Below are 25906 nucleotides of genomic sequence, written 5' to 3'. Positions count from 1 at the left end.
GGACTGAGGACGGACTGCGTCCGACTGCAATTGGGCGGCTGCGCTGGGCTCGCTGCCGAGTCCGGTGCCGCGCCGCCGGGCTCGAGGCATGATCGTGACCATGGATCGTCACGACGAGTTGATGAGCTTGGCCGAGCGGTACTGGGACAGTGTGCTCGAGGCGGCGCCGAGCGAGGCTACCCTGCTCGGCGACCGCCGTTTCGACGATCGGATCGAGGATCTGTCCGTCGACGCCGAACAGCGGTTGCTGTCGACCTGGCGTGATCTGCTGCGCGCGGTCGACGCGCTCGACGCCGAGGGGTTGAGCCAGGCCGACCGCATCACCCGCAGCTTGCTGCGCACCGAATTGCACGGCGCCGTCGAGCATCTGGAATGGCGGCCGGTGGAGCTGGCCTCCGATCAGATGAACGGCGTACACGCGGCCGTGCTGATGGTGGCCCCGCAGACGAACGCGCCGCGGCCGGAGCACGCGCTGGCGCTGGTGCGCCGCTACCGCCGGTTCGGGGACATGCTCGGCCAGGCCGTCGAGCGGTTCCGCGCGGGCTTGGCCGCGGGCCGCACGCCCGCGCGGATCGCCATCGAGCGCTCGCTCAACCAGCTGGACGGCTATCTGGATTCCGACGTGGCCGCCGATCCCTTCGTCACCTTCGCCGGTCCGGTGGGCTGGGACGGCGAGGCCGCGTGGCGCGCGGAACTGACCGAGGTGACGCGCGAGGTCATCCGGCCCGCGTTCCAGCTCTACCGGGATGCGCTGTACGACGAACTGCTGCCCGCCGCTCGTCCCGACGACCAGCCGGGTCTGTGCTGGCTCGGCGGCGACGGCGAGGACATCTACCGGCGGCTGCTGCGCCACCACACCACGCTGCCCGATCTCGGCGCCGACGAGATCCACGAACTCGGCCTCACCGAGCTGGCGAAGCTGCGCGAGGAGTACGCGACGGTGGGCGCGCGCCTGTTCGGCACCGGCGATCTCGGCGAGATCTTCGCCCGCCTGCGCGACGATCCCGCGCTGCGCTATGACGACGCCGAACAGATCATGTTCGACGCCCGCCGGGCCCTGGCCCTGGCGACCGCCGAGATGGGGAACTGGTTCGGACGCGTGCCGAAGGAATCCTGCGACATCGTCCCGGTGCCGGAGTTCCTGGCCGCGGATTCGCCTGCGGCGTACTATTTCCCGCCCGCCGCCGACGGGTCGCGGCCGGGCACGTATTTCGTCAACCGGCACCATCCCACCGGCCGGGGACGCTTCGAGACCGCGTCGGTGGCCTACCACGAGGCGATTCCCGGCCATCATCTCCAGCTGACCATCGCCAACGAACTCGACCACCTGCCGCGTTTCCAGCGCCAATCCTTCGCCAACACCGCGTTCGTCGAGGGCTGGGCGCTGTACACCGAGCGGCTGGCCGATGAAATGGGTTTGTACGAGGACGATCTCGGTCGCCTGGGCATGCTGGCGGGCGATTCCTGGCGCTCCTGCCGGTTGGTGGTCGACACCGGCCTGCACGCCAAAGGGTGGAGCAGGCAGCAGGCCATCGACTTCATGGTGGCCAACGCGCCGATCGGGCCGGCCGAGATCACCGTGGAGGTGGACCGCTACATCGCCATGCCGGGGCAGGCGGTCGGCTACAAGATCGGGCAGCTGGAGATCCTGCGCCAGCGGGTGGCGGCCACCGAGCGGCTCGGTGCGGACTTCGACCTCAAGGCCTTCCATGATGTGGTACTCGGGTCCGGATCGGTGAGCCTGCCGGTGCTGCGGGAACTGGCCGGCACGCTGTGACGGCGTGCGGCGGATCGGTACTCGCGCCCCGCGGATCGGAATCCGGTCCCGGCGGCTCCGGCTGCCGGGTGTCGGCCTAACGCCTTGTCGGTGCCGGTCCCTAGACTCTGGGGCGTGAGTTCACCCACGACCGCTCCGCGTCCTGCTCCCGCGTCCGGTTCCGGCGATCCCGGCTCGGGAGACCGGCCGACGTTGCTGTTGCTGGACGGGCATTCGATCGCCTATCGCGCGTTCTTCGCGCTCCCGGCGGAGAATTTCAAGACGGTCACCGGGCAGACCACCAACGCGGTCTACGGCTTCACCGCGATGCTGATCAACCTGCTGCGCGACGAGAAGCCGACGCATGTGGCCGCGGCGTTCGACGTATCGCGCCAGACCTTCCGCGCCGAGGCGTATCCGGCGTACAAGGCCAATCGCACCACCACACCGGACGAGTTCCGCGGCCAGGTGGAACTGACCAAGGACGTGCTGGGCGCGCTGGGCATTCCGGTGATGGCGATCGAGGGCGTCGAGGCCGACGACATCATCGCCACGCTCACCACGCAGGCGACGGCCGCGGGTTTCCGCGTGCTCATCGTCACCGGCGACCGGGACTCCATCCAGTTGGTGAACGAGAACGTCACCGTGCTGTACCCGCGCAAGGGCGTATCGGACCTGACCAGGTTCACCCCGGAAGAGGTGATGGCCAAGTACGGCCTCACCCCCGACCAGTACCCCGACTACGCGGCGCTGCGCGGTGACCCGAGTGACAACCTGCCCGGCATTCCCGGCGTGGGCGAGAAGACCGCGGCCAAGTGGATCCGCGAATACGGCGACCTGAACACCCTGGTCGAGAAGGTCGACCAGGTGAAGGGCAAGGTGGGCGACGCGCTGCGGGCCAGTCTGAGCAGCGTGGTGCTCAACCGGCAGCTCACCGAGCTGATGCGGGAGGTCCCACTGCCGTACACCCCGGACCAGTTGGCGCAGGGGCCGTGGGATCGCGAGAAGATCCATCAGCTGTTCGACGATCTCGAGTTCCGCGTGCTGCGTGACCGGTTGTTCGAGACACTGGCTCCGCCGGAGCCGGAGGCGGAGGCCGGTTTCGCGATCAGCGGCGGCGCGCTGGAGATCGGCGCGGTCGCGGGGTGGCTCGCCGAGCACGCCGAAGCCGGTGCGCGCCATGGCGTCTCGATCGTCGGCTCAGGCTCTCCGGCCGGTGGCGACGTGCGCGCGCTCGCCATCGCCGCGGGTGACGGGGAGAGCGGCTACATCGACGTCACAGTGCTCACGCCCGAGGACGAGGCGGCGCTGGGCGCCTGGCTGGCCGACCCGGCCGTGCCGAAGGCGCTGCACGAGGCCAAGGCTGCCCTGCACGCCTTGCGCGGCCGCGGCTGGACTCTCGGCGGGCTGACCAGCGATACCGCTCTGGCGGCGTATCTGGTGCGTCCGGGCCAGCGCACGTTCAACCTCGACGACCTGTCGCTGCGTTACCTGCACCGGGAGCTGCGCGCCGAGTCCGGCGAGACCGCGCAGCTGTCGCTGCTCGACGACGAGGACGCTGTCGACGCCGAACTGGCGCGGGCGCAGATGCTGCGCGCGCGTGCCGTCGCCGACCTGGCCGACGCGCTCGACCGGGAGCTGGCCCAGATCGAGTCCACCCCGCTGCTGGCGGACATGGAGCTGCCGCTGCTGGGTGTGCTGTCCACCTTGGAGGAGGCGGGCATCGCGGTGGACACCGATCAGCTGGAGACGTTGCAGCGGCAGTTCGCCGACCGGGTCGCCGAGGCGGCCGATGCGGCTTACGACGTGATCGGCAAGCAGATCAACCTCGGCTCGCCCAAACAGTTGCAGGTGGTGCTGTTCGACGAGCTGGACATGCCGAAGACCAAGCGCACCAAGACCGGCTACACCACCGACGCCGACGCGCTGGAGTCGCTGTACGAGAAGACGCAGCACCCGTTCCTGGAGCACCTGCTCGCCCACCGCGACGCCACCCGCCTGAAGGTCACCGTCGACGGCCTGCTGAAATGCGTCGCCGAGGACGGCCGCATCCACACCACGTTCAATCAGACGATCGCGGCCACCGGTCGGCTGTCCTCGACCGAGCCGAACCTGCAGAACATCCCGATCCGCACCGACACCGGCAGGCAGATCCGCGACACCTTCGTGGTCGGCTCCGGCTATCAGTCGCTGATGACCGCTGACTACAGCCAGATCGAGATGCGGATCATGGCGCATCTGTCCGGGGACGAGGGGCTGATCGAGGCGTTCAACTCCGGCGAAGACCTGCACAGCTTCGTGGCGTCGAAAGCGTTCGACATCCCGATCTCCGAGGTGAGCCCGGAACTGCGCCGCCGGATCAAGGCGATGTCCTACGGCCTGGCCTACGGGTTGAGTTCCTACGGTCTGTCCGCGCAGCTGAAGATCAGCACCACCGAGGCGAAGGAGCAGATGGAGGTGTACTTCGCCCGCTTCGGCGGCATCCGCGACTACCTGTACGAGGTCGTGGAGCAGGCGCGCAAGGTCGGCTACACCGAGACGCTGTTCGGCCGCCGCCGCTACCTGCCCGATCTGGACTCCAGCAACCGGCAGCGCCGGGAGGCCGCCGAACGGATGGCGCTCAACGCCCCCATCCAGGGCACCGCGGCCGACATCATCAAGGTGGCGATGATCAACGTGCACCGCGCGATGCGGGAGGCGGGCCTGCGCTCCAGAATGCTGTTGCAGATCCATGACGAACTGCTGTTCGAGGTCGCCGACGGGGAGCGGGAGACGCTCGAGGCGCTGGCGCGCGAGCAGATGTCCTCGGCGCTCGACCTCTCGGTGCCGCTGGAGGTGTCGGTCGGCGTCGGCCGCAGCTGGGACTCCGCCGCGCACTGACCGGCGCGAGCCCACCGCACCGACATGCCGGGCCCACCGCACGGGCCCGGCATCCCGCAGTCGGAGAGCTACCATCGCGCAAGTAAACGAATCACGGTGAACGGGACCCAGGTCCCATGCCGCGCGGCCATCTACCGTGGGGCTGGTCGATACATAGGGATTCACGCATACCGAGCGCAGGGATGGCCCATGACTGTCACCGATGAGTACTTGGAGAACAACGCGGCGTACGCGAGCACCTTCCGAGGCCCGCTGCCGCTGCCGCCCGCCAAGGGGGTGGCCGTGGTCGCGTGCATGGACGCGCGGCTCAACGTCTACGGCGCGCTCGGCCTCGCCGAGGGCGAGGCGCACGTCATCCGAAACGCGGGCGGCGTCGTCACCGCCGACGAGATCCGCTCGCTGACCATCAGCCAGCGGCTGCTCGGGACCAGGGAGATCATCCTGATCCACCACACCGACTGCGGCATGCTCACCTTCACCGACGACGATTTCAAGGCGAGCATCCAGGAGGAGACCGGCATCAAGCCCGAGTGGGCGCCGGAAGCCTTTTCGGATCTGGAAACCGATGTGCGCCAATCCATCGCACGTATCCTCGCCAGCCCGTTCGTGCCGCACAAGAACTCGATCCGCGGCTTCGTCTTCGATGTCGCCACCGGAAAGCTGAACGAGGTGCTCCCCCGGTAGGGGTGAATTTCCCGCTGCCGCAGGAAGATTCGGGTGCCAGCGCTCGGATCACCCTGCGTTGTGGCGTATTTCACGAGGGCGGAGCTGCGATCAGGCGCGCCGAACCGGCGCCGAGATCCACCGCGTCACGCGGCGGCGCGCCGTCGGATGCGTCCTCCCGGTGCATCAGCGTCGTGATCCGCTGCTCGAACTCGTGCTGTTTGCCGCCCTGGAAAACCGCCGTGACCTCTTCGAACCCCGCCGCCGCGACCGGGCGCCCCGACCGCTTGCGGGTCCAGGGCAGCACGCGGCTGCCGGTGAACTTGTTCCAGGCGACTTCGGCGAAGGCGAACAGGATGAGCAGGACGGCCAGACCCGGGATGGTCATCGCCACGAGGAGACCCATGTCACCGACGTTACCCTTTCCGCTGCCGCACCGTCCTGAACTGCGCGGATAGTACTCGCCAGTAGACAAATCGGGCATCGAATGTGGTTGCCATCGCGACGCGATGTGCCTATCCTCGATGCCGTGCCGAATCCCGCCGACCGCCGCAGCGCAGCGCTCCATGTCGCAGACCGCGACAGCGCTCTGCTCTCGGCGTCGCTCATCGGGCCCTCCGTGGCTACGCGGGCTACCGCCTCCGTGTCCGAGGTTCGCGCCGAGCTACTTCCGCTCACCGCGATGGTGGCGCCGCTTCCCCGAGTCCTCGTAGTAGCCCGCCGTAGCGGGGTCTGATTCGGGCCGGCCCCCTCGCTGCGGGCATTTCCACTTGTTAGTGCTGGTCCCCTCTGTCAACTGAGCCACGACATTCTCCGGGAAGACCTACTTTCAATGACCATCCTGACTCTTGATACAGATATGTTCCACGCCGCCGCTCCCAAGGGCCTACGTGCCGAAACCGCCGGGCTGACCTCGGCGGAGTTCCACAGCCGGTACTGCGCACACGGCGGCCCCATTCGTCTCGGCGAGTGGTCGCCCGCGGGCAGCCGGACCGCGGAGTTCACCGCCACCCTCGAGTTCGCCGGGCATCTGCGGACCGTCGTCGCCACCGGCAGCCCGGTCGCGGCGATGACCTCGGCCCTCTACGAGGAGGGCTACCCCGTCGAGATCCTGCAATTCCATCAGCGGCGCACCGCCGACGGCACCGCCACCTTCGTTCAGTGTGAATGCGACGGCAGGCGCGGCTGGGGCGCGGCTATCGCCGACGACGGCGCCGAGTCGACGGTCCGCGCCATGATCGCGGGCGTCAACCTGCTCGGCGCGTCCTGACATCGGGCTCCGGACACGCGGCGGCAGGTGCCACCCGGAGGCCGGAGCCCGGCCTCCGGACGCGCAACAGGCCCGGACACGGACTGCCGCTTTCGCGTGTCCGTATCCGGGCCCGAGCGAATTCCCTTGGGGCGCTGTGCGTTACCGCGCCACGCGTTACTTTCCGGCCTGCTGCTGCTCGGCGAGTTGCTTGCGCACCTCGTCCATGTCCAGCGCCTTGACCTGGGTCACCAGATCCTCCAGCGCCGCGGGCGGCAGCGCGCCGGGCTGCGCGAACACCAGCACGCCCTCCCGGAAAGCCATGATGGTCGGGATGGAGCGGATGTTGGCAGCCGCCGCGAGGCCCTGCTCGGATTCGGTATCGACCTTCCCGTGCACCACGTCGGGGTGCTTGTCGGAAGAGGCCTCGAAAGTCGGTGCGAAACTCTTGCACGGGCCGCACCAATCGGCCCAGAAATCGACGAGTACCACGTCGTTTCCGGTGACTACCTCATCGAAATTGTGCTGGGTCAGCGTCTGGGTGGCCATGACGTCCTCTCGGTTCGGTGTGCTCGCTACAACGCGGGCTGCCTCGGTTATCTTCCACGGCGGACCCGGCCTACCGGCCACTCGCGCCGCTGATCCCCGTCCCATCGGCGGATACCCACCACCGTGGCGGGGAAATCCCGATCCCGCGCGATGGCACGGATGGCCTCGCCGAGCTGGTGCGGGGGCACCCGCCTGGCGAGGGTGATGTGCGGGGTCCACGCGTCCGGATGCAGGTTGGCCGGGACACCGGGGCACGGGGAGATCGTGTGGAAGATCCGGCGGTGCAGCGCGAGCAGCGCCTCGGACGGGACGACCAGGCGGACCAGGATGGGACGCCGGGCGCCGAAGACCACCAGTCCACCGAGCCGGACGGGGATCGGTGCGAAGGCCTGCTCGTCCAGTGCCTGCTCGATGCGCGGCCAGATCTGCCTGGCCACCCCGGCGGTGATGTGCGGACGGTTGGATTCGTCGGTGCGCACGCCAAGGCTCGGCACGCCTGCATCCACCAGCAGTTGCCATTGGCGGCGGAGCTCTGTGTCGGCGGCCTCGTCGAGGAGTAGTTCGACCGACTGCACCATGGTCTCCCGAAGGTAACCGCAACCGGCGTGTCCGCGGGCCGGTTCCGGCGGCGGGGCACGACGGCGGGAGGATGTTCCGGTGAACGACGCGAACCGACTCCGGGCCCAGGCGGTGCACGGCGCGGCGCCCGCGCCGGCCGGGCGCAACCGGGCGAACCCGGCGGCATTGCAATTGTCGTCGGCGATGCTGTTGCGCTGGCTGGCGACCCGGGACGCCGAGGTGACCCTGGCCCGGGCGGGCGAGCGGATCGAACGGGCCGTCGCCGCGACCTTCGAGGCGGGCATCGCCACCGCCGACCTCGGGGGACTGGCATCCACCAGCGAATTCACCGAGCAGGTGTGCGCCAGGGTGCACCACAGGTAGTCGGCGCGGCAGGCGCGTCCGTGGCCGCGACGCATCAGGAAAGACGCATCAGGAAAAAAGACGCATTAGGAAAACTGAACGAACCTCGTAGTTCAGCTGCCTTGCTCGGCTCGGACCGCGCTTCGATACTGGACTCGTTCGGTCCGCCGGGAAGGAGTGCTCGTGGTGCACGGGGACATTCGCCACGCCGTCAGCGCCGAGGCGCCGGGAATGAGTCGGCGATGCGTCCACCCGCGATCCGCGGATCCTCGACGGTGTTGTCGCTGACATCGGTGCGAAAGCTGTCGGCGTAGGCACTCCTGGTTGCGGTAGCTGTAGATCGGCGCCCACGTCAGCGGGCGCGATGCCGCAGGTCGGCGAGTCCGGCCCGGTGACCACGGCGGCTCACAGGAGCAGGCCGCTCGCGGTGGCATGTCTCCGAGGGACGGGTAAGCCGGGTGCGTGGCGCGGTGGCGAGCCCTGCGGGCCGGCGCCGCTGAAATCGAGGACGGAATTCCCGGCGAAGCTCTCGAAGATTGATACGGGAATAGTTCACGCGATTTCTTCTTCGGCGCGGGAGTCGCCGGGTGATCGCAATAGACAGGTGCTCTATTCGACGCGCCCATTTTTTCCGCAGTCGATCCGGCGGACCGCAACATTTTTCGATCAACGCGAGAGCAATCGTTGCGGCGGCGTGATGACGCCGCGCATGATTCGCAACAGTTTCCCCGCGTCCGAGTTCATTTCGGCGCAGTGCGCATTTCCGAGGAGATCACGAATGGCACCACCGATCGGTTCGCCGACTATTCCCGGAACGTTGAGCAGGCGTTCCTTCGGCCGGCTTGCCACGCTCTCGGCGGTCGCGGCGAGCACCACCGCGCTCGCCGCCTGCGGGACCGGCACCGATGCGGCGTCGAGCGCCGCGGCCGGACCGGTCACGAAGATCGTCGACGAGACCGGACGCACGATCGAGCTGAACCTGCCCGTCCGGCGCGTCCTGTCGGGCCTCGGCGGTAACCAGTACATTCTCGAGCTGGTCCGCGCGGTGGGCGGTCAGGACCGGATCGTCGGGGCGACCGCGAGCCAGATCACCACCGAGGGGTGGTCGGGGTACTGGGACAGCTTCCGCGGCATCTCCGCGGACAAGCTCATCGCCGGCACCACCGGTGGCTTCAATTACGACCGGATTCTGGCGCTCAACCCGGACGTGTTGCTGACCGGAAGCAACAGTCCCTGGCAGGAAGCGGAGGCGAAACTCGCGCCCTTCGGCATCAAGGTGATCGTCTTTACCGCCTGGGAGCCGCGATTCTCCACGGTCAATACCGAGTTGCTCGGCACACTGTTCGGCACGCAGGAGCAGGCGAAGAAATACCGCGAGTCGATTCCGGCGGCCATCGAGCAGGTGCTGCGGGAGCGATTGGACGGTCTGGCCGAACAGCAGAAGAAACGGGTCTATTTCGAAGGCGCGGTGGATTTCGTGGCCGGGGTTCCCGGCGGCTGGGACTGGGTCATCAGATACGCCGGTGGCCGCAACATCTACGCCGACATCCAGATCAACGGCGGGCTCGGCTGGAACGAGATCACCGTCGAACCCGCCGACATCGTCGCGCGCGATCCCGACTTCATCATCAAGAACGGCGTGCAGGGGCTGCCGCAGGGCTTCTATCAGCCCTGGTCACGGGAAAGATTCGGGAGCACAGCGCGCTCGATCCTGGCCCGGCCCGGCTTCGCGGAGCTGAAGGCGATTCGTAGCGACAATCTCTGGATCACCAACAACTACCTGATCAGCTCGGCCTCCAAGTGGGTCGGCGCGCTGTACCTGGCGAGCTGGCTGTATCCCGAACGCTTCGCCGGGGTCGACAAGCAGGCATACTTCCGCAGCTGGGTCGAGGAGTATCAGCACACCGCGTACATTCCCGACACCGAGTACTTCCACCACCATCGGACGGCGTGAGCGATGTCCGACACCGTGCAACGGGAAGTCGCTGCCACCGAATCTCCGGCAGGGTCGGCGCTTTCGGGATTGCTGTCGCGCTACCGCGCGGTCACCCGGTCCGATACCGGGCGTCGTTCGATGATCGCGATCGGCGTCGTGCTGACGGCGCTGCTGGCCATCTGGGCGTTGACCGTGGGCGGCGACATCGTCGGCGTAGGCGACGCGGTATCGGCGCTGTGGGCGAAGGCGACGGCCGCGTCGGCGCCCGACACCGCGACCGCCCGGCTGTGGTTGCAGGTCTGGGAACTGCGCGTACCGCGGGTGCTGCTCAGCCTCGTGGCGGGCGCCGCGCTGGCGGTGGCGGGCGTGCTGTTCCAAGGCCTGCTGCGCAACCCCTTGGTCAGCCCCTACACGTTGGGCATCGCCCCGGCCGCCGCCTTCGGCGCCTCCTATGCGATCGTCTTCGCGGGCGACGGATTCGCGGGCCTGTCCAGCGACGTCTGGGTGGTCCTCGGCGCGCTGGCGGTCGCGATCGTGAGTTCCGGTTTCGTCCTCGCGCTCGCGGCGAGCAGGAACACCGACCCCTCGACGCTCATCCTGCTCGGCATCGCCGTCACCCAGTTCTTCACCGCCGCCACCTCGGTTCTGCAGTTCACCGCTGACCAGGAGACCCTCGCCCTGATCGCGCAATGGATGTGGGGTTCGGTCAACGGGGCGGTCTGGCACGAGGTGGTCATCGTCGGAATCCTGTTCGCGCTCACCTACCCGCTCGTGCAGCGCCGCGCCGGAGCGCTCAACGCGATCGCCTTCGCCGGCGACGACGCGGCCAAGAGCCTCGGCGTCCCGGTGACGCGAACCCGGCTGTGGCTGCTCGGCCTCGCGGTCGTGCTGACCGCGGTGACCATCAGCTTCACCGGCATCATCGGTTTCGTCGGCCTGGTCGCGCCGCACATCGCCCGGCTGCTCATCGGCGCCAATCACCGCTTCCTGCTGCCGTTCTCGGCGATCACCGGCGGGCTGCTGCTGATCGTGGCCGATTCCGCGGGCCGAGCGGTGCTCAATCCGGCGGTGATTCCCGTCGGCATCGTCGACGCGCTCATCGGCGCGCCGGTGTTTCTCTACCTCATTCTCGCCAAACGAAGGACGACCGCATGACGCTGCAGATCACGGACCTGTGCTTCGGATACGGACGCCGTGCGATCCTGCACGGGGTGAGCCTGCGGGCGGAGCGTGGCGAACTGCTGGGATTGCTCGGGCCGAACGGATCCGGCAAGTCCACCGTGCTCAAGAACATCGCGCGCATCCACAACCCGAGTTCGGGGCGCCTGGTCTGGAACGGCGAGGTGGACCTCGCCGCGCTGAGCCGCAGGGAGCTGGCTCGGTTGGTGGCCTACGTGCCGCAGACGATCGACGTGTCCTTCGAGCTGGATGTACGCGAGGCCGTGGTGCTCGGGCGCACCCCGCATTTCGGGGCCCGCCCGAGCGCCGAGGACTGGCGCCACGTGGACCGTGCCATCGACCTGCTCGGACTCGGACCGTTGGCGCACCGATCGGTGACCGAACTGTCCGGCGGGCAGGCGCAGCGTGTGCTGATCGCCCGATCGCTGGCGCAGCAACCGAACATCCTGCTGCTCGACGAACCCACCAGCGCGCTGGACATCAAATATCAGTTGCAGACGCTGCGGTTGGCCCGCCGGATCACCCGGACCGCGGGGGTGGCCGCGATAATCGCCATCCACGACCTCAGTCAGGCGGCGCGCTACTGCGACCGGATCGCGTTCCTGGAAAGCGGCCGGGTGCGGGCGGTCGGCACGCCAGAGGAGGTGCTGACGCCCGAGCTCATCGCGGACGTCTACGGCATCGAGGTGAGCACCTTCCACGCCGACGGCGCGGTGCACGTGGTGCCGATCGACCATCCGGACGCCGAACTTCCGCTCGGTGAGAACGCCACCGCCGCCTGAAACCCCTTCCCTGGAGACGCCGTGTCCTCGAACGCTTCGCCGCATCGATTGCGGCTCGGACTGCTGACCAACGCCCCCGGCAATGCCCTGCCGGGGCAACTCGTTGCCGGCGACGTCCGCCACCAGGCCGACACCCTCGCTCATTACACGAATCTGGCCCGAACCGCCGAGGCCGCGGGATTCGATCTGCTGTTCGCCGCCGACGGACTGAGCTCCGACACCGAGCTCGGCGCCAAACCCGAACCGATCACGCTGTTCGCAGCCCTCGCCGCGGTCACCCGGCACATCGGACTGGTGCCGACGGTGTCGACGACCTTCACCGCGCCGTTCAACCTGGCCCGGCAGTTGCAATCGCTGGATCACCTGTCCGGCGGCCGGGTGGGCTGGAACGCGGTCACGTCCGCGGTGGGCGAGCGCAATTTCGGCGCCGCCCCGCTGCCCGCGCACGCCGACCGCTACCGGCAAGGGCTCGAGCACGTCTCGGTGGTCACGCGCCTGTGGGATTCCTGGCGCGACGGGGTGCAGGGCGGCCCGATCGACCACCGCGGCGAGTTCTACACGGTGCAGGGACCGCTGCCGCTGCCGCGCTCACCGCAAGGGCGGCCGGTGCTGTTCCAAGCCGGGTCTTCGGCGGACGGGATCGCGTTCGCTGCGCGGTTCGCCGAAGGCGTGTACACCGCCCAGCAGACCCTGTCCGGGGCGCAGCGGTTCTACCGCGAGGTGAAGGCCCGCACCGCCGCCGTCGGCCGCGATCCGAGCCACATCCTGGTGCTGCCCGGCGTGAGCACGACGATCGGCGGCACCGAGGCCGAGGCGCGCCGGCTGGACGAGGAACTGTTCGAGGCCGGTTACAGCGACGCCTCCCGGGTCGCGCTGGAACGTCAGCTCGCCGGCATCGATCTGTCCGCCTTCGACTTCGACGACGTCATCCCCGAGGCGCTGCTGCCCCCGGTCGCCTCGATCCAGGGCAGGCAGAGCCGCTACGGCGTGTTCCGCGATCTCGCGGTGGAGGAGAGCTGGACCGTCGGCGAGCTGATCAGGTTGCAGCAGCGCTCGGCGGGGCACGGCCGGGCGGTGGGCTCCCCGGAACAGGTCGCCGATCGGCTGGCCACCTGGTTCCGGCAGGGCGGCGCGGACGGATTCGTCGTCATGCCGGGACAAGGGCCGGGCGGGGTGGAAGCGTTCACCGAGCACGTCGTTCCGATCCTGCGGAAGCGGGGGCTGTTCCGCGGCGAATACGAATCGTGCACGCTGCGCGGCAATCTCGGCCTGCCGCCCGGGACCGCGCGATACCGCGTCGAGCCGCCGTCGATCGCGCAGGCGGTGTGACCGGTCGATGAGCGGACAGTTGCACCTGAACGTCAACCTGCTCGCCGCGGGCGCGCATCCGGCGGCATGGCGGTCACCGCGCGGGAACCCCCGCGCACTCATCGATCCCGAGCATCTGCGCGCCGTGGCGCGGGAAGCCGAACGCGGGCTCCTCGACGCGGTGTTCCTCTCCGACGCCGTGCTGCTGAAGGGCGGCGGTTCGGCCATGCCGATCGCCGGCCTCGATCCGGCCGTTGCCGTGGCCGTCATGGCGGCGGCCACCGAGAGGATCGGGTTCATCGCGACCACGACCGCGACCTTCCAGGAGCCGTATCACATCGCCCGCACATTCGCCTCGCTGGATCACGTGAGCGGCGGCCGGGTCGGCTGGAACGTGGTGACGACGCGGGATCCGGGAGCGGCGGCGAATTTCGGCGCCGGACAGGGACATCCGGAACGGGTGCTGCCCGCCCGCGCGGACCGCTACGACCGGGCGGCCGAGGCCGTGGAGGTGGTGCACGCGCTCTGGGACAGCTGGGAGGACGAGGCGCTGGTGGCCGACCCGGCGTCCGGACGGTTTTCCGACCCTGCGCGCATCCATCGGATCGATCACCGTGGCGAGCACTTCAGCGTCGCCGGTCCGTTGCAGCTGCCCCGTCCGCCGCAGGGCCGGTTGCCGATCGTGCAGGCCGGTGGCTCCGAGGGCGGGCGAGAACTGGCCGCCCGGTTCGCCGACGCCGTGTTCACCGCTCAGCATCTGCTACCGCAGGCGATCGAGTTCGCCGCCGACATCCGGCGCCGCGCCGTGCGGCACGGGCGATCGCCGGAGTCGGTCAAGATCCTGCCCGGGCTGAATCCGATCGTCGGCGGCACCGAAGCCGAGGCACGGCAACGCAAGGCGGATCTGGACGCCCTGATCCCGGTCGAGGACCGCCTGCGCGGGTTCGCGGCATTCCTCGGCATCGACGCGTCATCGCTGTCGCTGGACGATCCCGTCCCGCCCGAACTGCTGCCGCCGGTCGGGAGCACCTACGGTTCGGAGGGGTTCACCGAAGCCGTGCGGAATCTGTTGCGTTCGCGCCCGCACACCGTGCGCGAACTGCTCGATCGCGGCGCCTATCATCGCGACCTGGTCGGCAGCCCCGAGCAGATTGCCGACTCGATCCAGCAGTGGTTCGAGGCGGGAGCGGCGGACGGATTCAACCTGCAATTCGCCGTATACCCCCAAGGGCTGACCGATTTCGTCGACCACGTCGTGCCGCTGTTGCAGCGTCGCGGGCTCTTCCGCACCGAATACGCCGAATCCACGCTGCGGGCTCGCCTGGGCCTGCCGCGCCCAGCCGGCCGCTACGCCACCGCCGAACAAGGAGCACTCCAATGACCGACGCACCGCCGGTGATCGACTTCCACAGCCATTTCCGTCCGCCCTGGTGGCGGGAGATCGCCCCGGCCGTCGCCCGCGCGACCGGGCCGTTCGCGGCGCTCGACGACGTCGACGCGCTGGTGGCGTTCACCCGCGACGGCGGCGTGGCGCAGCGGGTGCTCGGCGCGCCGACCGAGTTGCTGTTCGGACCGGACGCCGACATCGCCACCGAGCAGATCGATCGCGTCAACGAGTATTTGGCTGAGCTGGTCGCCGCGCATCGTCCGCTGCTCGGTGGCTTGGCGACCGTCGACGCCTTCGCCGGAGCGGCGGGAGCCGAGCAGGCCGTGCACGCGATCGAGCGGCTCGGGCTGTCGGGGATCGTGGTCGATTCCTACCGGCGCGGGGAGTACGCCGGGGCCGCGGTCACCCGCCCCACCTTCGAAGCGGCCGCGGCGCTGGGCGTTCCGGTTTTCGTGCACCCGGTCTTCGCCGTAGGGTCCGACGCGGTGGGCGCGGCCGCCGGACAGCCAGGTGTCTCGCTCGGCCGCGGCTTCACCAGCAGGTAGCCCGGTCATGGTCGTGCGTTCGGCCAGATCCCGCAACAGGATAAGACGTCGGATGTCCTATACGACTGCCTCGCTTTCGCCGCCTGTTCCGGATCACGATCATCGGCCTCGGCAGTGATGGCGGAAATGCTCACGATCAGCACGATTCGGTGCGGGATCAAGCGGGCGACAGCGTGCCTGCAGGCAAGGGGGTCTCCGACTTCGGCGCGGGCGCCCCGGGGACCGCCGCCAGCAGCTGCCGCGTGTATTCCGCCGACGGCTCGGCGAAAACGGCCGCCACCGGACCCGATTCCACGATTCTCCCGCCACGCATCACTGTGACGTCGTCGGCGATCAGCCGCACCACGCCCAGATCGTGGGTGATGAACAGGTAGGTGAGCCGCTGCTCGTGCTGGAGATCGACCAGCAGCTGCAGGATTTGCGCCTGCACCGACACGTCCAGCGCCGAGACCGCTTCGTCCAGCACCAGCATCCGTGGTCCGGCGGCCAGAGCGCGGGCGATCGCCACCCGCTGCCGCTGCCCGCCGGACAGTTCGGCGGGCCTGCGGCGCAGGTGCGAGCGGTCCAGTGCCACCGCGTCCAGCAGTTCGACCACCCGCTGTCGCCGCCGGGCACGGTCGGGCAGCAGTCCGAGCGACACCAGCGGCTCCGCGATGATCGTCTCGACGTCGAACTTCGGGTCGAGGGAGGAATACGGGTTCTGGTGGACGAACTGGATCTCGCGCCGGATCGGCCGCAACTGCCTGCGGGACAATCCGCTGATCCGCTCGCCGCGCAACAGGACCTCCCCGGTGTCCGGTGCGGTCAGTCCCACCGTGATCCGGGCCAGCGTGGACTTGCCCGCGCCGGACTCGCCGACCACCGCGTGGGTCGATCCCGCGACGACGTCCAGGGAGATGTCGTCCACCGCGCGGACCTGCCCGCCGAAGGTCTTGGCCACCGCGCGCACCCGGAGCAGAACCGAGCCGCGGTCGGGTGTCCTGCGGGCGGTGGTGCCGGTCGACGTGAGCGGTTCGCTGTGCCGGGAGGGTGCTGCGGCGACCAGCTCGCGGGTGTACGCGGTGCGGGGCGCGGCGAGGATTCCCGCGGTCGCGCCCTCCTCGACGATGCGCCCGTCGCGCATGACGATCAACCGGTCCGAGCGCTCGGCGGCCACGCCCAGGTCGTGGGTGACCAGCAGCACTCCGAGGCCGAGCGTGGCGCGCAACCGCGCCAGATGGTCCAGGATGACCTGCTGCACCGTCACATCCAGTGCCGAGGTCGGTTCGTCGGCCACCAGCAGGGCGGGGTCGTTGGCGAGGGCGATCGCGATCAGCACCCGCTGCTTCATGCCGCCGGACAGCTCGTGCGGATACTGCCGGTACACCCGCTCGGGATCGGACAATCCCGCGAGTTCCAGCTTCGCGACGGCCAGCTCGCGGGCCGCGGCGCCGTCGACGCGCCGATGCAGCCGCAGCGCCTCGCTGACCTGGGTCCCCACCCGTTTGACCGGATTCAGCGAGGTGCCGGGGTCCTGCGGGACGAATCCGACGAACGGGCCGCGTAGCCGCGCCAGCCTGCGTTCCCGCCACCGTGCGACGTCCTGGCCGTCGAGTTCCAGCGCCCGCGCTCGCACCAGGGCCGAGTCCGGCAGCAGCCGCAGCGCGGCGTGCACGGTGGTGCTCTTGCCCGAGCCGGATTCGCCTACGATGGAGACGAATTCGCCGGGGGACACGGCCAAGGACACCCCGTCGACGGCGTAGCCGTGCGCGGACCGGTAGCGCACCCGCAGGTCGTCGACGCGCAGCAGCGGTTCGTTCGTACCCATCACGATTCTCCCAACGATCGGCCGATCCTGTTGGCCGACAACACGACCACGGCGATGAGCACGCCGGGCAGGATCGAAATCCACGGATAGGTGGCCAGGTAGTCGCGGCCCTCGGCCACCGCGAGGCCCCACTCCGGCTGCGGTGGCGGCGCGCCGTAGCCGAGGAAGCCGAGGGCGGCCACGGCCAGGACGGCGGAGCCGCACTCCAGCGCGGCCAGCGCGAGCACCGCCGACACCGAGTTCGGCAGTACGTGCCGCAGCATCACCCGCCCGAAGCCCGCACCGGCTCCATAGGACGCCTCGACGTAGTCGCTGGCCGCGACCTTCAGCACCTGCGCCCGCATCACCCTGGCGAACGCCGCGATCGCCGAAACACCGACGGCGACGGCGATGTTCACCGTGCCGTAGCCGAGCGCGGTGACCACCGTCATGGCCAACAGCAGGCCGGGAATGGCCAGCAGCACGTCCACGCAGCGCATGATCGCCGCGTCGATCCGGCCGCCGACGAAGCCGCTGAACAGGCCGATCGCGGCGCCGATGAGGAAACCGAGCGCGACGGCGAGCAGCGTCGCACTCACCGTGGTCGAGGTGCCGTAGATCGCGCGGGCCAGCAGATCGCGTCCGAGCCGGTCGGTGCCGAACGGATGGGCGGGGCCGGGTGGGGCGAAGCTCACCGACGAGTCACCGTCTAGGGGATCGTGGCCGGTGAACCAGGACGGCAGCACCGCCCAGGCCAGCACCACGCCGACGACCAGCCAGGCCAGCGTCAGCCCCGGGGCGGCCGCCGCGGCCAGGAGCAGCCGCCGCGGCCACCGGGTCACGGTGTGAGCCGATGCCGTCGGCGCGCTCACGCGGTCACCTCCTGCCCGACTGGCCGCGCGGTGGACGCCGGGGCCTGTGACTTGCGCGTCGACAGGCGCAACCGGCTGCGCAGGCGCGGGTCCAGCAGCGGATACAGCAGATCCACCACGAAGTTGACCGTGACGAACACCAGCGCCGCGAACACCACCACCGCCTGCACCAGCGGCACGTCCTGGGTGCGCACCGCGGTCTCGGTGAGCCTGCCGAGACCGGAGCGGGAGAACACCGTCTCGACGATCACCGCGCCCGCGAGCAGGTTGCCGAACGTCACGCCCCCGATGGTCAGCGCGGGCAGCGCCGCGTTCCGCAGCACGTCCCGCACCAGCACCCACAGCCGCGTCGCGCCCTTGGCCACCGACACGGTCACGTAGCCGGAGCGCAGGCCGCTGGTGACGTTCTCCAGCAGCAATTGGGCGATCGGCGCCGCGACGGGGATGGCGAGGGTCACCGCGGGCAGCACCAGCGCCGCGAAGCCGTCGTTACCGATGGGCGGGAACCAGCCGAGCTGGAACGAGAACACTTGCAGAATCGCCAGTCCCACCAGGAACACCGGCACCGACACACCCGCCGCGGGCAGCGCGGCGAGCAGGTCGCTCAGCCACCGCACGCGCGTGTAGGCGGAGATCAGCGTGACCGCGAGGGCCAGCAGCACCGCCAGCACCAGCGCGCAGGCGGCGAGCAGGGCGGTCTGCGGCAGCACCGACATGATCAGCGGCCACACCTGCTCTCCGGTGCGGGTGGACGCCCCGAAGTCACCGCGGGCGGCCGCGAACAGACGGTTCAGGTATTGGCCGACCAGATCGTGGTCGAGTCCGTAGTACTCCCTGGCGTTCTGCTTGTCCTGCTCGGTGACGAGGTCACCCTGGGTGGGGTCGAACAACAGATCCACCGCGTCATAAGGCAGCACGTACAGCAGCACGAACGTCACGGTGTAGGCGCCCCACACCACGAACACCGCTTGGCCGAGTTTGGCCAGCACATAGCGGAGCATCGGTTACCTCGGCTCGATCCAGGTGTCGTAGAAGACGTTGCGCGACTGCGCCTCGTAGCCCACGTTGTGCACCTTCGGATTCGCCGCGGTGACCTGGGCCGGGTTGTACACCGGCACGGTGAGCACCTGATCCTCCAGCAGGAACCGCTGCGCAGCCTGGGCCGCGGCCGCCCGCCGCTGCGGGTCGATGGTCTTGCTGAGCGCGCTGAGCGTGTCGATCGCCTGCTGGTAGACCGGATCGCCCGGGGCCAGCTTGGCGATGTTGCCGAACTGCGGCGAGTACAGCTGTTCGAGCACCGCGACGTCCGCGCGGCTCTGGTTGGCCACCTGGATGTTCCAGCGCTGCGGCTGGGTGATGGCGGCCTGGTAGTCGGGGATCGGCAGCACGTTCAGCTTCAGGTCGACGCCGATCTTGCGCAGGTCCTGCTGGATCAGCTCGTAGGCGGGCTTGTTGTTCACCAGGTTGTTGATGCCGATCAGCGCCAGTTCCAGCCTGCGGCCGTCGCGGTCGACGCGGATGCCGTCGGCGCCCTTACGCCAGCCCGCGTCCTCGAGGATCTGCTCGGCCCTGCGTTGGTCCTGCTTCAGCGTGGCGGAGAAGTCGACGTAGCCGGGCACCCGTTCGGACAGCACCGAACTGGACACCTTGTAGCTCGGAGTGAGCACGGTCTTGCTCAGCGCGTCGCGATTCCAGGCCAGCTTGACCGCTTCGCGCACCGTGCGGTCGTTGGTCGGGAACAGATCGGTCTTGAAGTCGAAGGCGATGTCGCGGCCGGGAATGAGCTGCGGCACGATCCGGTAGCCCTCGCGGGTCAGCGGTGCCTCGTCGGTGTTGTTCACATCGAGGATCGCGTCCACCCGGCCGGCTCGCAGCGCCCCGGTGCGCACACCGGCCTCCGGGATGACCGAGATCTCCACCGCGTCCAGATACGCCTCGCCGTTGTGTTTGCGGCCGGCAGGCGCCCAGTTGTACCCGGAACGCTTCTTCAGCACCGTCTTCTGCTGGTATACGTGCTCGGTGACGGTGAAAGGCCCGGTGGTGACCAGATTCTGCGGCAGACTGCGCTGCTCTTTGGGCAGCTGCAGGGTGGTGTGCCCGAGGATGCCGGAGAAGTAGAGCGAGAGCGCCTGCAGGAATCCCGCGTTCGCGCGGGTGAAGGTGACCTCGACGGTGCGCGGGTCGAGCACGCGGGTGCCGGAGTAGCCGACCCAGTACGCGGTCACCGGCACGATGCCGAGTTCCTTGTTGCCGAAACCGAGCAGGTCGAAATTCTCCTTCACCGAATCCGCGGTGAATTTCGACCCGTCGCTGAAGGTGACGTCGTCGCGCAGATGGAAGGTGAATCGGGTGAGCTCGGGATCGATGTCCCATGAGGTGGCCAGCCACGGTTCGATGGCGCCGGTCTCGGGGTTCTGGTAGGTCAGCTTGTCGGTGATATTGCTGGTGATCAGCGATTCGGGGTAGGAACTGCCCGAGTGCGGATCGAGGTTGGCCGGTGCGTCCAGCACCGCGAACCGCAATGTCCCGCCCGTGACCGGCGTGCCGCCGTCGTCGCGTCCCGCGACCCGGTTGGCCGGCGCCGCGCAGCCGGCCAGCACCGCGGCGGTGATGGTGACGGCGACGAGCGCCGCCGCCCTCGAGAACCTGCGTGATGACATCTGAAAAAACTCCTGACGAGTGGCCGTCCCCCGCGGCGAATGCCGTGGAACGTTGCGAAGTGGTGGCCGAGAACCCCGGGAACAAACCGTCCGGGGCGGTGCGCGGAGTGGTTCGCCTCAGCGACAACAGTCGACGAACACCTGCCGTGCCGCCGAGCGCGTGGACACCGCGAATCGCATGGTCACGCTCCTTCACCGCTCGACGGACAGCGGACCGCACCGGCGATCCACAGTGCAGTCTGCACAGCGCCGGTAGCCGGAACAACCAAGCTCGTCTTCGAGAATCGTTCAGTTTTCGTGAAACGAGGAATGCCGGTCCCCGCACAGCGGAACGGGATCACCGTGCGGTCGAGCAACCGGCCGGTCGCCGCGACCGCGCCCGGTTCAGCGTCGGTGGCCGAACCCGACCGGCGGCGCTGCTCACGCCGTCGCCGAGCCCGAGCGCGGCGCTCCGGGACCGGTGGCGGTCTCGTCCTCCGCCTCCGCCTCCGGCTCGGCCTGCGGCCAGGCGCGAGCGGGACGAATCAACAGTTCCAGCAGCAGCAACGCCAGCAGCGCGCCGAGAAGGATCCACACCACAACGAGACCGGTGGGGTAGCGCCAGAACACCAGCAGCACAGCGGCGATGCCGATGATCGCGCAGCGCAGTGCGGCGCGCGCCCGGAAAGCCCAGCTCTCCACTGGGTTCGGTGGACGCGAACGCCGCAGGTGCTGTATCGCGTCCATGCCGCGCCCGAATCCGCGGCGCACCGCGGTGGCCGAGGCCGAGCCGCCGGTGAGGTAGGCGCCCAGCGCGATCACCAGGCCGAGCACGGCGACTCCGCGCAGCGCGGTCCGCAGCGGCACCAGCACCGTGTCGATGATGGCGGTGGCCGCGTCCGGTGAGAGCACGTCGGGCGGCATTTTGTCCAGATACAAGGCCCGGGCGATCATCAGCGCGATCGCCAGGATCAGCATGCCCACCGCCAGCGCGAGTCCGACGAAGACCAGGGCGCGGCGGCGACGGCCGACGGGTGCCGCGGCGATCGCGGCCACCGCGGCCGCGATCGTCACCCACGGCAGCACTGCCGAAGCTTTGTCGAGGTTGTCGACCGCCCGTTGTGCCCGCACCAGTTCCGGCGACCGGAACAAGACGAACTGTTTGTCGACCGCGGGAATCTTCTCGGCGAAGGTGAAACCGCGATCGATGAGCCGGGCTTTCACGTTCTCGATCACCGTGCGCAGGGAGAGGGTCACCGTGCCGTTCTCGTCGACGGTCACCGACTGCGGGCCGATGTGGCCGGTCAGCACCCCCACCAGCGCGGTGTGGGCGGCGCGGTTGGCTTGCACCCACAGATCCTCGAACTGGTCGCTGCGCACGAACGACAGCACGGTGTCGTCGACGAAACCGCGCGCCTGCTGGGTGATCACCGGCGCCAGCCCCTCGACCGCCCGGTCCACCCGCGGCCGGTTCGCGGTCGCCGGGACCACGTCGGTCAGCGCGGCGAGCGCGTCCGCGGTCAGGCCCTCGATGTCGACGCGGGCGAAGATCTCGTCGGTGATCGTGTGGGCGACTTCGGTCTGCAGCGCCGGATCCGATCCCAGCGGCGCCACCGTGCTCAGGTAGCGGTCGGTGTCGAGGATCTCGCCGCGCACGAACCGCGCGAGCACCGTGGTGAACGCGAGGACGGCGACGAGCACCGTCAAGATCGCCACCGCGGTCCACCGCCACGCGTGCCGCCCCACCCGCCGCGGCGGCGCACCGCGCACCTCGGTCCGCAGTGCGGCGACCTCGGTGCGCAGCCGCTCGAGCTCGGCTCGTTCGTCCGTGTTCAGCGGGCCTGGCGGCGGATTGTCACTCGCGTTGGAATCCATGGGTCCCTCACTGCAGGAGCGGATTCGGGCGGCGGTACGCGACCGTGGCGGCGCTGCTCAGACCGTCGCCGATCCGGAGGGCGGCGCTCCCGGACCGCGGGCGGGTCCCGGCCCCTGGAACGTCGTCTCCGGGTTCCACGTCGTCACGGCCCAGATCACCACGACATCGAGCGCGATGATCACGATCGACCACACCGGGTAGTACGGCAGCCACAGGAAGTTGGCGATGATCGACAGGGCCGCGATCACGATCGCCGACACGCGCGCCCAGGTCGCGCCGGTCATCAGGGCGATGCCCACGATCACCATCACCACACCGAGCGCGATGTGGATCCACCCCCATGCGGTGAAGTCGAATTCGAAGGTGTATTGCTGACCCTGGATGAAGAGCTCGTCCTGGGCCACCGCGGAGATTCCTTGGAACAGCTGAAGGAATCCGAGGGTGGTCAGTATGATGGCGGCCGCGATCGATGTGCCTGCGGCGATTCCTTGCCGGACGCTATGGTTTTCCCGGTCGCTCGGATTGTGTTGCGACATGTGCGGTTCCCTTTCGCGACGAATTCGTATCGACATGGAATGCGCGCCATGCCGGAGCGGGCTTCGGGCCTGAAGGTCCGGGCCGGGCCGAAGGTTTCGCGACCGGGTGGCGGTCGGCGGCGTACGCTATCACTGAGATTAGCATCAGGGTGGCTACCCGGTTCGCGGTTGCCATTCTCGAATTCGGGATGCCGGTGCGTATTCCGGGTGATCGGCGGAAGGTCGGCCGGCATGGCGTTCCGATTCGAACGGATTTCGTCGTTTCGCAACGGAAAAGAGGCTTCGGTGACCGGTACCGATATCGACGCGATAGGGCCCATTGACTATCTCGTTATCGAATTTCCCCCGGATCGACCCCCCGACGGCTCGGCCCTGCCCATGCTGGTGGATCTCGCCGAGCGGGGCATCGTCCGGGTGCTCGATCTGGCGTTCGTCCGCAAGGACACCGACGGTTCCCTGTCCGGAATCGACATCGCCGACATGGGCCTGGAAGGGGACTTCGACATCACCCTGTTCGCGGAGGCGGGTTCGGGCCTGCTCGACGAGACCGACCGCAGGGAAGCCGGGGCCGCGCTCGAACCGGGATGCTCGGCCGCGATCCTGGTCTACGAGAACCGGTGGGCGGCGCCGTTCGCGTCCGCGCTGCGCCGCAACGGCGCTCAACTCGTAGCCTCCGGACGTATCCCCGTGCAGAGCATCTTGTCGTCCTTGGATGCCCTCGAGGCAGAGAGTCGATAGGAGACCGTCATGCCAGGATTGCTTCGCGGCGTCGCCCGCACCGCTATGGTCGCCGGAACCGCGACCGCCGTCTCCAACCGCGTCTCCCGACGTCAGGGGCAACGCTGGGCAGCGCAGGAGCAGGCGCAGTACGACCCGTATGCGCAACAGTATGCCGCGCAAGCCGCCGCGCCACAGCCCATGCCCGCCCCGCCGAGCGACGGCGGTGCGGGCATGGACCGGATCACGGCGTTGAAGGAACTCGCTGGACTCAAAGCGCAGGGCGTGCTCACGGACGCCGAATTCGAGGCCGAGAAAGCCCGCATCCTCGCTTCCTGAGCGCGCCGAGCCGGCGTCCCGGCTCAGCTCACCGTGCCAGCGGCCGGGGGCGGCGCACCGCTCGGTTGCGGCGTCGGCGCGGCGCCCGTTTGCGGCGCGGGCCCGTGTTGGCCCGCCAGTGCTCGAGCCTTGAGCTGCTCGAACTCGGCCACGGTGATCGCGCCCGAGTCCAGGAGCGCTTTGGCGTCGGCGATGCTCTCCGCGGGGGACTTGCCCGCGACCTCCCGGATGTACTGATCGGTGGCTTCTTTCGCCTCGGCCTGGGCCCGCTGGGCGCGCAACGCCATGCCCCGGCCGCGGACGACGAGGTAGACCAAAGCCGTGAGATAAGGGAACACGACCAGGGCGACCACCCACACCGCTTTGGCGACGCCGGAGACGGAATGGTCGCGGAACAGATCGACCAGAATCTGGAACAGCACGATCAGGTATGCCACGAAAGCGAATACGAGGATCGTGTACCACACGTAGTCCCAGAACGAATCCATGATGTGAACCTCCTCGGGTGAGCCCGCGGCATATTCGGAAGTCGCGGCTCACCGTGTTCTGGATCGGGCCGTCGGACGGCCCGGTGGCCGGAAAACAAACCTTTCTCTGCGCTTGCCGGGCTTTGTCTGTCGTACGCCTATTCGTTCGGTCGGCCGAACCGCATCGGTGCTGGGCGGGCGTCGGCGAGAGGCTTCCGAAAGGGCAGCGGCTCACCGGCGCGGTGTCGCTCGAATATTCCGGGCACATCTATTTTCGAGTGTCCGGACACGTCGCTCGCTTCAGCCGACGCACCGGGCAACTCTTCCGTCCTAAAAGACCGGCAAATAATCATCGGCGCTGGCGCAAGCGGCGTCAAGATTGCCGGAGAATTCCGCGCCGGCGCCGGTACGGCAGTCCGCCCCGCGCTGGGAGTGGTTCTGGTGAAGGCGGCCGTCCGCGTGCACCGCGAGCCGCGAGTCCCCGGGCCCGGGCGACGAGTTCGTGTTGCTGTTGCATTACGGTCCAGCGCGCGGCGGCCTGGTGGCTTAGATTGCCAAACGGGTGATGACACCCGGGTTGCGTGGAGCCAAAATGTGGAGGACTGCTGTGTCTGATCGTTCGTTTCTCGGCAGGCGCGCCCTGCGAGCCGCCGCGGGCGCGCTCGCCGCGGGCGCACTGGTGCTGACCGGATGTACCACGAACACCGAGGACACCGGACCGTCGGTGGCAAAGGTGCAGGTGGACAAGGTCGACGAGATCGCCGCGCAACTGCCCGACAAGATCAAGCAATCCGGCCGGCTCGTCGTCGGGGTGAACATTCCCTACCAGCCGAACGAGTACAAGGACGCCGGCGGCCGGATCGTCGGCTTCGACGTGGACCTGATGGACGCGGTCGCCTCCGTGCTCGGCGTCAAGGCCGAGTACGTCGAGTCGGCGTTCGAGAAGATCATCCCCTCGATCCAGGCGGGCACCTACGACGTGGGCATGTCGTCGATCACCGACTCGAAGGAACGCGAGCAGCAGGTCGACTTCACGACCTACTTCAACGCGGGTATCCAGTGGGCCCAGCAGAAGGGCAAGCCGGTCGACCCGGAGAACGCCTGCGGTAAGAAGGTCGCCGTGCAGGCCACCACCGTGGAGCACACCGACGAGGTGCCCGCCAAGAGCGCCAAGTGCGTCGCCGCGGGCAAACCCGCCATCGACATCAAGTCGTTCGACGAGCAGAGCGCCGCCACGAACGCGCTGGTGCTCGGCCAGGTCGACGCCATGTCGGCCGATTCGCCGGTGACGGCGTACGCGATCAAGCAGAGTGGTGGCAAGATCGAGACGGCGGGCCCGGTGTTCGACTCCGCGCCCTACGGCTGGGCGGTGCCGAAGGGCGCGCCGCTGGCCGCCGTGTTGCAGAAGGCGGTCCAGCACCTGATCGACACGGGCAAATACGCCGAGATCACGAAGAACTGGGGCGTGCACGACGGCGCGATCACCAAGTCCGTCGTGAACGGCGCTGTGAGCTGATCG

Annotated in this window: 23 protein-coding genes and 1 pseudogene; 14 read left to right on the top strand and 10 right to left on the bottom strand. The window is 68.8% G+C overall.

From position 1 onward, the window contains the following. The first annotated feature begins 100 nt into the window (after positions 1-100). From ACT89H_RS13930 to ACT89H_RS13920, 3 genes are all read left to right on the top strand, one after another. Positions 101-1777: a DUF885 domain-containing protein gene (locus ACT89H_RS13930; RefSeq protein ID WP_445109009.1), complete on the top strand. Its 1677-nt coding sequence runs from the start codon at positions 101-103 to the stop codon at positions 1775-1777. A gap of 114 nt (positions 1778-1891) precedes the next feature. Continuing rightward, entirely contained in the window at positions 1892-4636 is a 2745-nt protein-coding gene (polA, locus tag ACT89H_RS13925; protein ID WP_445109008.1) for a DNA polymerase I, read from the top strand. A gap of 189 nt (positions 4637-4825) precedes the next feature. Continuing rightward, positions 4826-5320: a beta-class carbonic anhydrase gene (locus ACT89H_RS13920; protein ID WP_445109007.1), complete on the top strand. Its 495-nt coding sequence runs from the start codon at positions 4826-4828 to the stop codon at positions 5318-5320. A 70-nt stretch (positions 5321-5390) separates the two neighbouring features. On the opposite strand, the gene ACT89H_RS13915 is transcribed toward ACT89H_RS13920, so the two are convergent. After that, positions 5391-5705 carry a DUF6191 domain-containing protein gene (locus ACT89H_RS13915; protein ID WP_445109006.1) on the bottom strand — a complete coding sequence of 105 codons (315 nt, stop codon included), beginning with the start codon at positions 5703-5705 and terminating at the stop codon, positions 5391-5393. Between the two features lie 426 nt (positions 5706-6131). Between ACT89H_RS13915 and ACT89H_RS13910 the strand changes: the two genes are divergently transcribed. Beyond that, positions 6132-6569 (top strand): 2-isopropylmalate synthase, encoded by a 438-nt coding sequence (locus ACT89H_RS13910; RefSeq protein WP_445109005.1) that lies wholly within the window; start codon positions 6132-6134, stop codon positions 6567-6569. A gap of 156 nt (positions 6570-6725) precedes the next feature. Here ACT89H_RS13910 and trxA read toward each other — a convergent pair whose 3' ends face one another. Beyond that, positions 6726-7097, bottom strand: a complete 372-nt coding sequence (trxA, locus tag ACT89H_RS13905) for a thioredoxin (protein ID WP_039797275.1) — start codon at positions 7095-7097, stop codon at positions 6726-6728. 47 nt (positions 7098-7144) lie between these two features. After that, the gene (locus tag ACT89H_RS13900; protein ID WP_445109004.1) at positions 7145-7675 is read right to left on the bottom strand and encodes a 2'-5' RNA ligase family protein; all 531 of its coding nucleotides are present in this window, start codon (positions 7673-7675) and stop codon (positions 7145-7147) included. A gap of 94 nt (positions 7676-7769) precedes the next feature. Here ACT89H_RS13900 and ACT89H_RS13895 point away from each other — a divergent pair. The 7 genes and pseudogenes from ACT89H_RS13895 to ACT89H_RS13865 form a co-directional block, all read left to right on the top strand. After that, a pseudogene (locus tag ACT89H_RS13895) lies at positions 7770-8039 on the top strand (isocitrate/isopropylmalate family dehydrogenase); the annotation flags it as partial. Between the two features lie 757 nt (positions 8040-8796). Continuing rightward, positions 8797-9972 (top strand): ABC transporter substrate-binding protein, encoded by a 1176-nt coding sequence (locus tag ACT89H_RS13890; RefSeq protein WP_445109003.1) that lies wholly within the window; start codon positions 8797-8799, stop codon positions 9970-9972. A 3-nt stretch (positions 9973-9975) separates the two neighbouring features. Next, complete coding sequence (locus tag ACT89H_RS13885) at positions 9976-11109, top strand: FecCD family ABC transporter permease (RefSeq protein ID WP_445109002.1); 1134 nt, start codon at positions 9976-9978, stop codon at positions 11107-11109. After that, positions 11106-11915, top strand: coding sequence for an ABC transporter ATP-binding protein (locus ACT89H_RS13880; protein ID WP_445109001.1), 810 nt, complete (start codon positions 11106-11108; stop codon positions 11913-11915). Before ACT89H_RS13885 ends, ACT89H_RS13880 begins: the two co-directional genes overlap by 4 nt. 21 nt (positions 11916-11936) lie before the next feature. Then, positions 11937-13244 carry an NtaA/DmoA family FMN-dependent monooxygenase gene (locus tag ACT89H_RS13875; RefSeq protein ID WP_445109000.1) on the top strand — a complete coding sequence of 436 codons (1308 nt, stop codon included), beginning with the start codon at positions 11937-11939 and terminating at the stop codon, positions 13242-13244. A 7-nt stretch (positions 13245-13251) separates the two neighbouring features. Continuing rightward, a complete protein-coding gene (locus tag ACT89H_RS13870; RefSeq protein ID WP_445108999.1) occupies positions 13252-14604 on the top strand; it encodes an LLM class flavin-dependent oxidoreductase in 1353 nt (450 codons plus the stop codon). Further along, a complete protein-coding gene (locus tag ACT89H_RS13865) occupies positions 14601-15155 on the top strand; it encodes an amidohydrolase family protein (protein WP_445108998.1) in 555 nt (184 codons plus the stop codon). The genes ACT89H_RS13870 and ACT89H_RS13865 overlap by 4 nt, the downstream gene beginning before the upstream one ends. 157 nt (positions 15156-15312) lie before the next feature. On the opposite strand, the gene ACT89H_RS13860 is transcribed toward ACT89H_RS13865, so the two are convergent. The 6 genes from ACT89H_RS13860 to ACT89H_RS13835 all read right to left on the bottom strand — a co-directional run bounded on the left by ACT89H_RS13860 (position 15313) and on the right by ACT89H_RS13835 (position 22864). Beyond that, positions 15313-16962 (bottom strand): dipeptide ABC transporter ATP-binding protein, encoded by a 1650-nt coding sequence (locus tag ACT89H_RS13860; protein ID WP_445108997.1) that lies wholly within the window; start codon positions 16960-16962, stop codon positions 15313-15315. Continuing rightward, on the bottom strand, positions 16962-17813 hold the full coding sequence (locus ACT89H_RS13855; protein ID WP_445108996.1) for an ABC transporter permease: 852 nt from the start codon (positions 17811-17813) through the stop codon (positions 16962-16964). The genes ACT89H_RS13860 and ACT89H_RS13855 overlap by 1 nt, the downstream gene beginning before the upstream one ends. Next, positions 17810-18814 (bottom strand): ABC transporter permease, encoded by a 1005-nt coding sequence (locus ACT89H_RS13850; RefSeq protein WP_445108995.1) that lies wholly within the window; start codon positions 18812-18814, stop codon positions 17810-17812. The genes ACT89H_RS13855 and ACT89H_RS13850 overlap by 4 nt, the downstream gene beginning before the upstream one ends. A gap of 3 nt (positions 18815-18817) precedes the next feature. Then, on the bottom strand, positions 18818-20473 hold the full coding sequence (locus tag ACT89H_RS13845; protein ID WP_445108994.1) for an ABC transporter substrate-binding protein: 1656 nt from the start codon (positions 20471-20473) through the stop codon (positions 18818-18820). Positions 20474-20893: 420 nt separating this feature from the next. After that, on the bottom strand, positions 20894-22327 hold the full coding sequence (locus ACT89H_RS13840) for a hypothetical protein (protein WP_445108993.1): 1434 nt from the start codon (positions 22325-22327) through the stop codon (positions 20894-20896). Positions 22328-22384: 57 nt separating this feature from the next. After that, positions 22385-22864, bottom strand: a complete 480-nt coding sequence (locus ACT89H_RS13835) for a DUF7144 family membrane protein (RefSeq protein ID WP_445108992.1) — start codon at positions 22862-22864, stop codon at positions 22385-22387. Positions 22865-23149: 285 nt separating this feature from the next. Between ACT89H_RS13835 and ACT89H_RS13830 the strand changes: the two genes are divergently transcribed. Together ACT89H_RS13830 and ACT89H_RS13825 are read left to right on the top strand one after the other, a co-directional pair. Continuing rightward, positions 23150-23602: a DUF6325 family protein gene (locus ACT89H_RS13830; protein WP_445108991.1), complete on the top strand. Its 453-nt coding sequence runs from the start codon at positions 23150-23152 to the stop codon at positions 23600-23602. A 9-nt stretch (positions 23603-23611) separates the two neighbouring features. After that, entirely contained in the window at positions 23612-23920 is a 309-nt protein-coding gene (locus tag ACT89H_RS13825) for an SHOCT domain-containing protein (RefSeq protein ID WP_445108990.1), read from the top strand. 23 nt (positions 23921-23943) lie between these two features. On the opposite strand, the gene ACT89H_RS13820 is transcribed toward ACT89H_RS13825, so the two are convergent. Beyond that, positions 23944-24408, bottom strand: coding sequence for an SHOCT domain-containing protein (locus ACT89H_RS13820; RefSeq protein WP_445108989.1), 465 nt, complete (start codon positions 24406-24408; stop codon positions 23944-23946). Positions 24409-24979: 571 nt separating this feature from the next. Between ACT89H_RS13820 and ACT89H_RS13815 the strand changes: the two genes are divergently transcribed. Beyond that, entirely contained in the window at positions 24980-25903 is a 924-nt protein-coding gene (locus ACT89H_RS13815) for an ABC transporter substrate-binding protein (RefSeq protein ID WP_445108988.1), read from the top strand. The last annotated feature ends 3 nt before the right edge of the window (positions 25904-25906 follow it).

This window comes from Nocardia aegles (assembly GCF_052545135.1).
This window is presented reverse-complemented; position numbering and strand designations above follow the sequence as displayed.

Bases quoted from the DNA above. Each gene is read 5' to 3' on its own strand.
- ACT89H_RS13930 (WP_445109009.1), top strand. From the start codon at position 101: ATGGATCGTCACGACGAGTTGATGAGCTTGGCCGAGCGGTACTGGGAC.
- ACT89H_RS13920 (WP_445109007.1), top strand. From the start codon at position 4,826: ATGACTGTCACCGATGAGTACTTGGAGAACAACGCGGCGTACGCGAGC.
- ACT89H_RS13915 (WP_445109006.1), bottom strand. From the start codon at position 5,705: ATGGGTCTCCTCGTGGCGATGACCATCCCGGGTCTGGCCGTCCTGCTC.
- ACT89H_RS13910 (WP_445109005.1), top strand. From the start codon at position 6,132: ATGACCATCCTGACTCTTGATACAGATATGTTCCACGCCGCCGCTCCC.
- trxA (WP_039797275.1), bottom strand. From the start codon at position 7,097: ATGGCCACCCAGACGCTGACCCAGCACAATTTCGATGAGGTAGTCACC.
- ACT89H_RS13900 (WP_445109004.1), bottom strand. From the start codon at position 7,675: ATGGTGCAGTCGGTCGAACTACTCCTCGACGAGGCCGCCGACACAGAG.
- ACT89H_RS13890 (WP_445109003.1), top strand. From the start codon at position 8,797: ATGGCACCACCGATCGGTTCGCCGACTATTCCCGGAACGTTGAGCAGG.
- ACT89H_RS13885 (WP_445109002.1), top strand. From the start codon at position 9,976: ATGTCCGACACCGTGCAACGGGAAGTCGCTGCCACCGAATCTCCGGCA.
- ACT89H_RS13880 (WP_445109001.1), top strand. From the start codon at position 11,106: ATGACGCTGCAGATCACGGACCTGTGCTTCGGATACGGACGCCGTGCG.
- ACT89H_RS13870 (WP_445108999.1), top strand. From the start codon at position 13,252: ATGAGCGGACAGTTGCACCTGAACGTCAACCTGCTCGCCGCGGGCGCG.
- ACT89H_RS13865 (WP_445108998.1), top strand. From the start codon at position 14,601: ATGACCGACGCACCGCCGGTGATCGACTTCCACAGCCATTTCCGTCCG.
- ACT89H_RS13860 (WP_445108997.1), bottom strand. From the start codon at position 16,962: ATGGGTACGAACGAACCGCTGCTGCGCGTCGACGACCTGCGGGTGCGC.
- ACT89H_RS13850 (WP_445108995.1), bottom strand. From the start codon at position 18,814: ATGCTCCGCTATGTGCTGGCCAAACTCGGCCAAGCGGTGTTCGTGGTG.
- ACT89H_RS13845 (WP_445108994.1), bottom strand. From the start codon at position 20,473: ATGTCATCACGCAGGTTCTCGAGGGCGGCGGCGCTCGTCGCCGTCACC.
- ACT89H_RS13840 (WP_445108993.1), bottom strand. From the start codon at position 22,327: ATGGATTCCAACGCGAGTGACAATCCGCCGCCAGGCCCGCTGAACACG.
- ACT89H_RS13835 (WP_445108992.1), bottom strand. From the start codon at position 22,864: ATGTCGCAACACAATCCGAGCGACCGGGAAAACCATAGCGTCCGGCAA.
- ACT89H_RS13825 (WP_445108990.1), top strand. From the start codon at position 23,612: ATGCCAGGATTGCTTCGCGGCGTCGCCCGCACCGCTATGGTCGCCGGA.
- ACT89H_RS13820 (WP_445108989.1), bottom strand. From the start codon at position 24,408: ATGGATTCGTTCTGGGACTACGTGTGGTACACGATCCTCGTATTCGCT.
- ACT89H_RS13815 (WP_445108988.1), top strand. From the start codon at position 24,980: ATGTGGAGGACTGCTGTGTCTGATCGTTCGTTTCTCGGCAGGCGCGCC.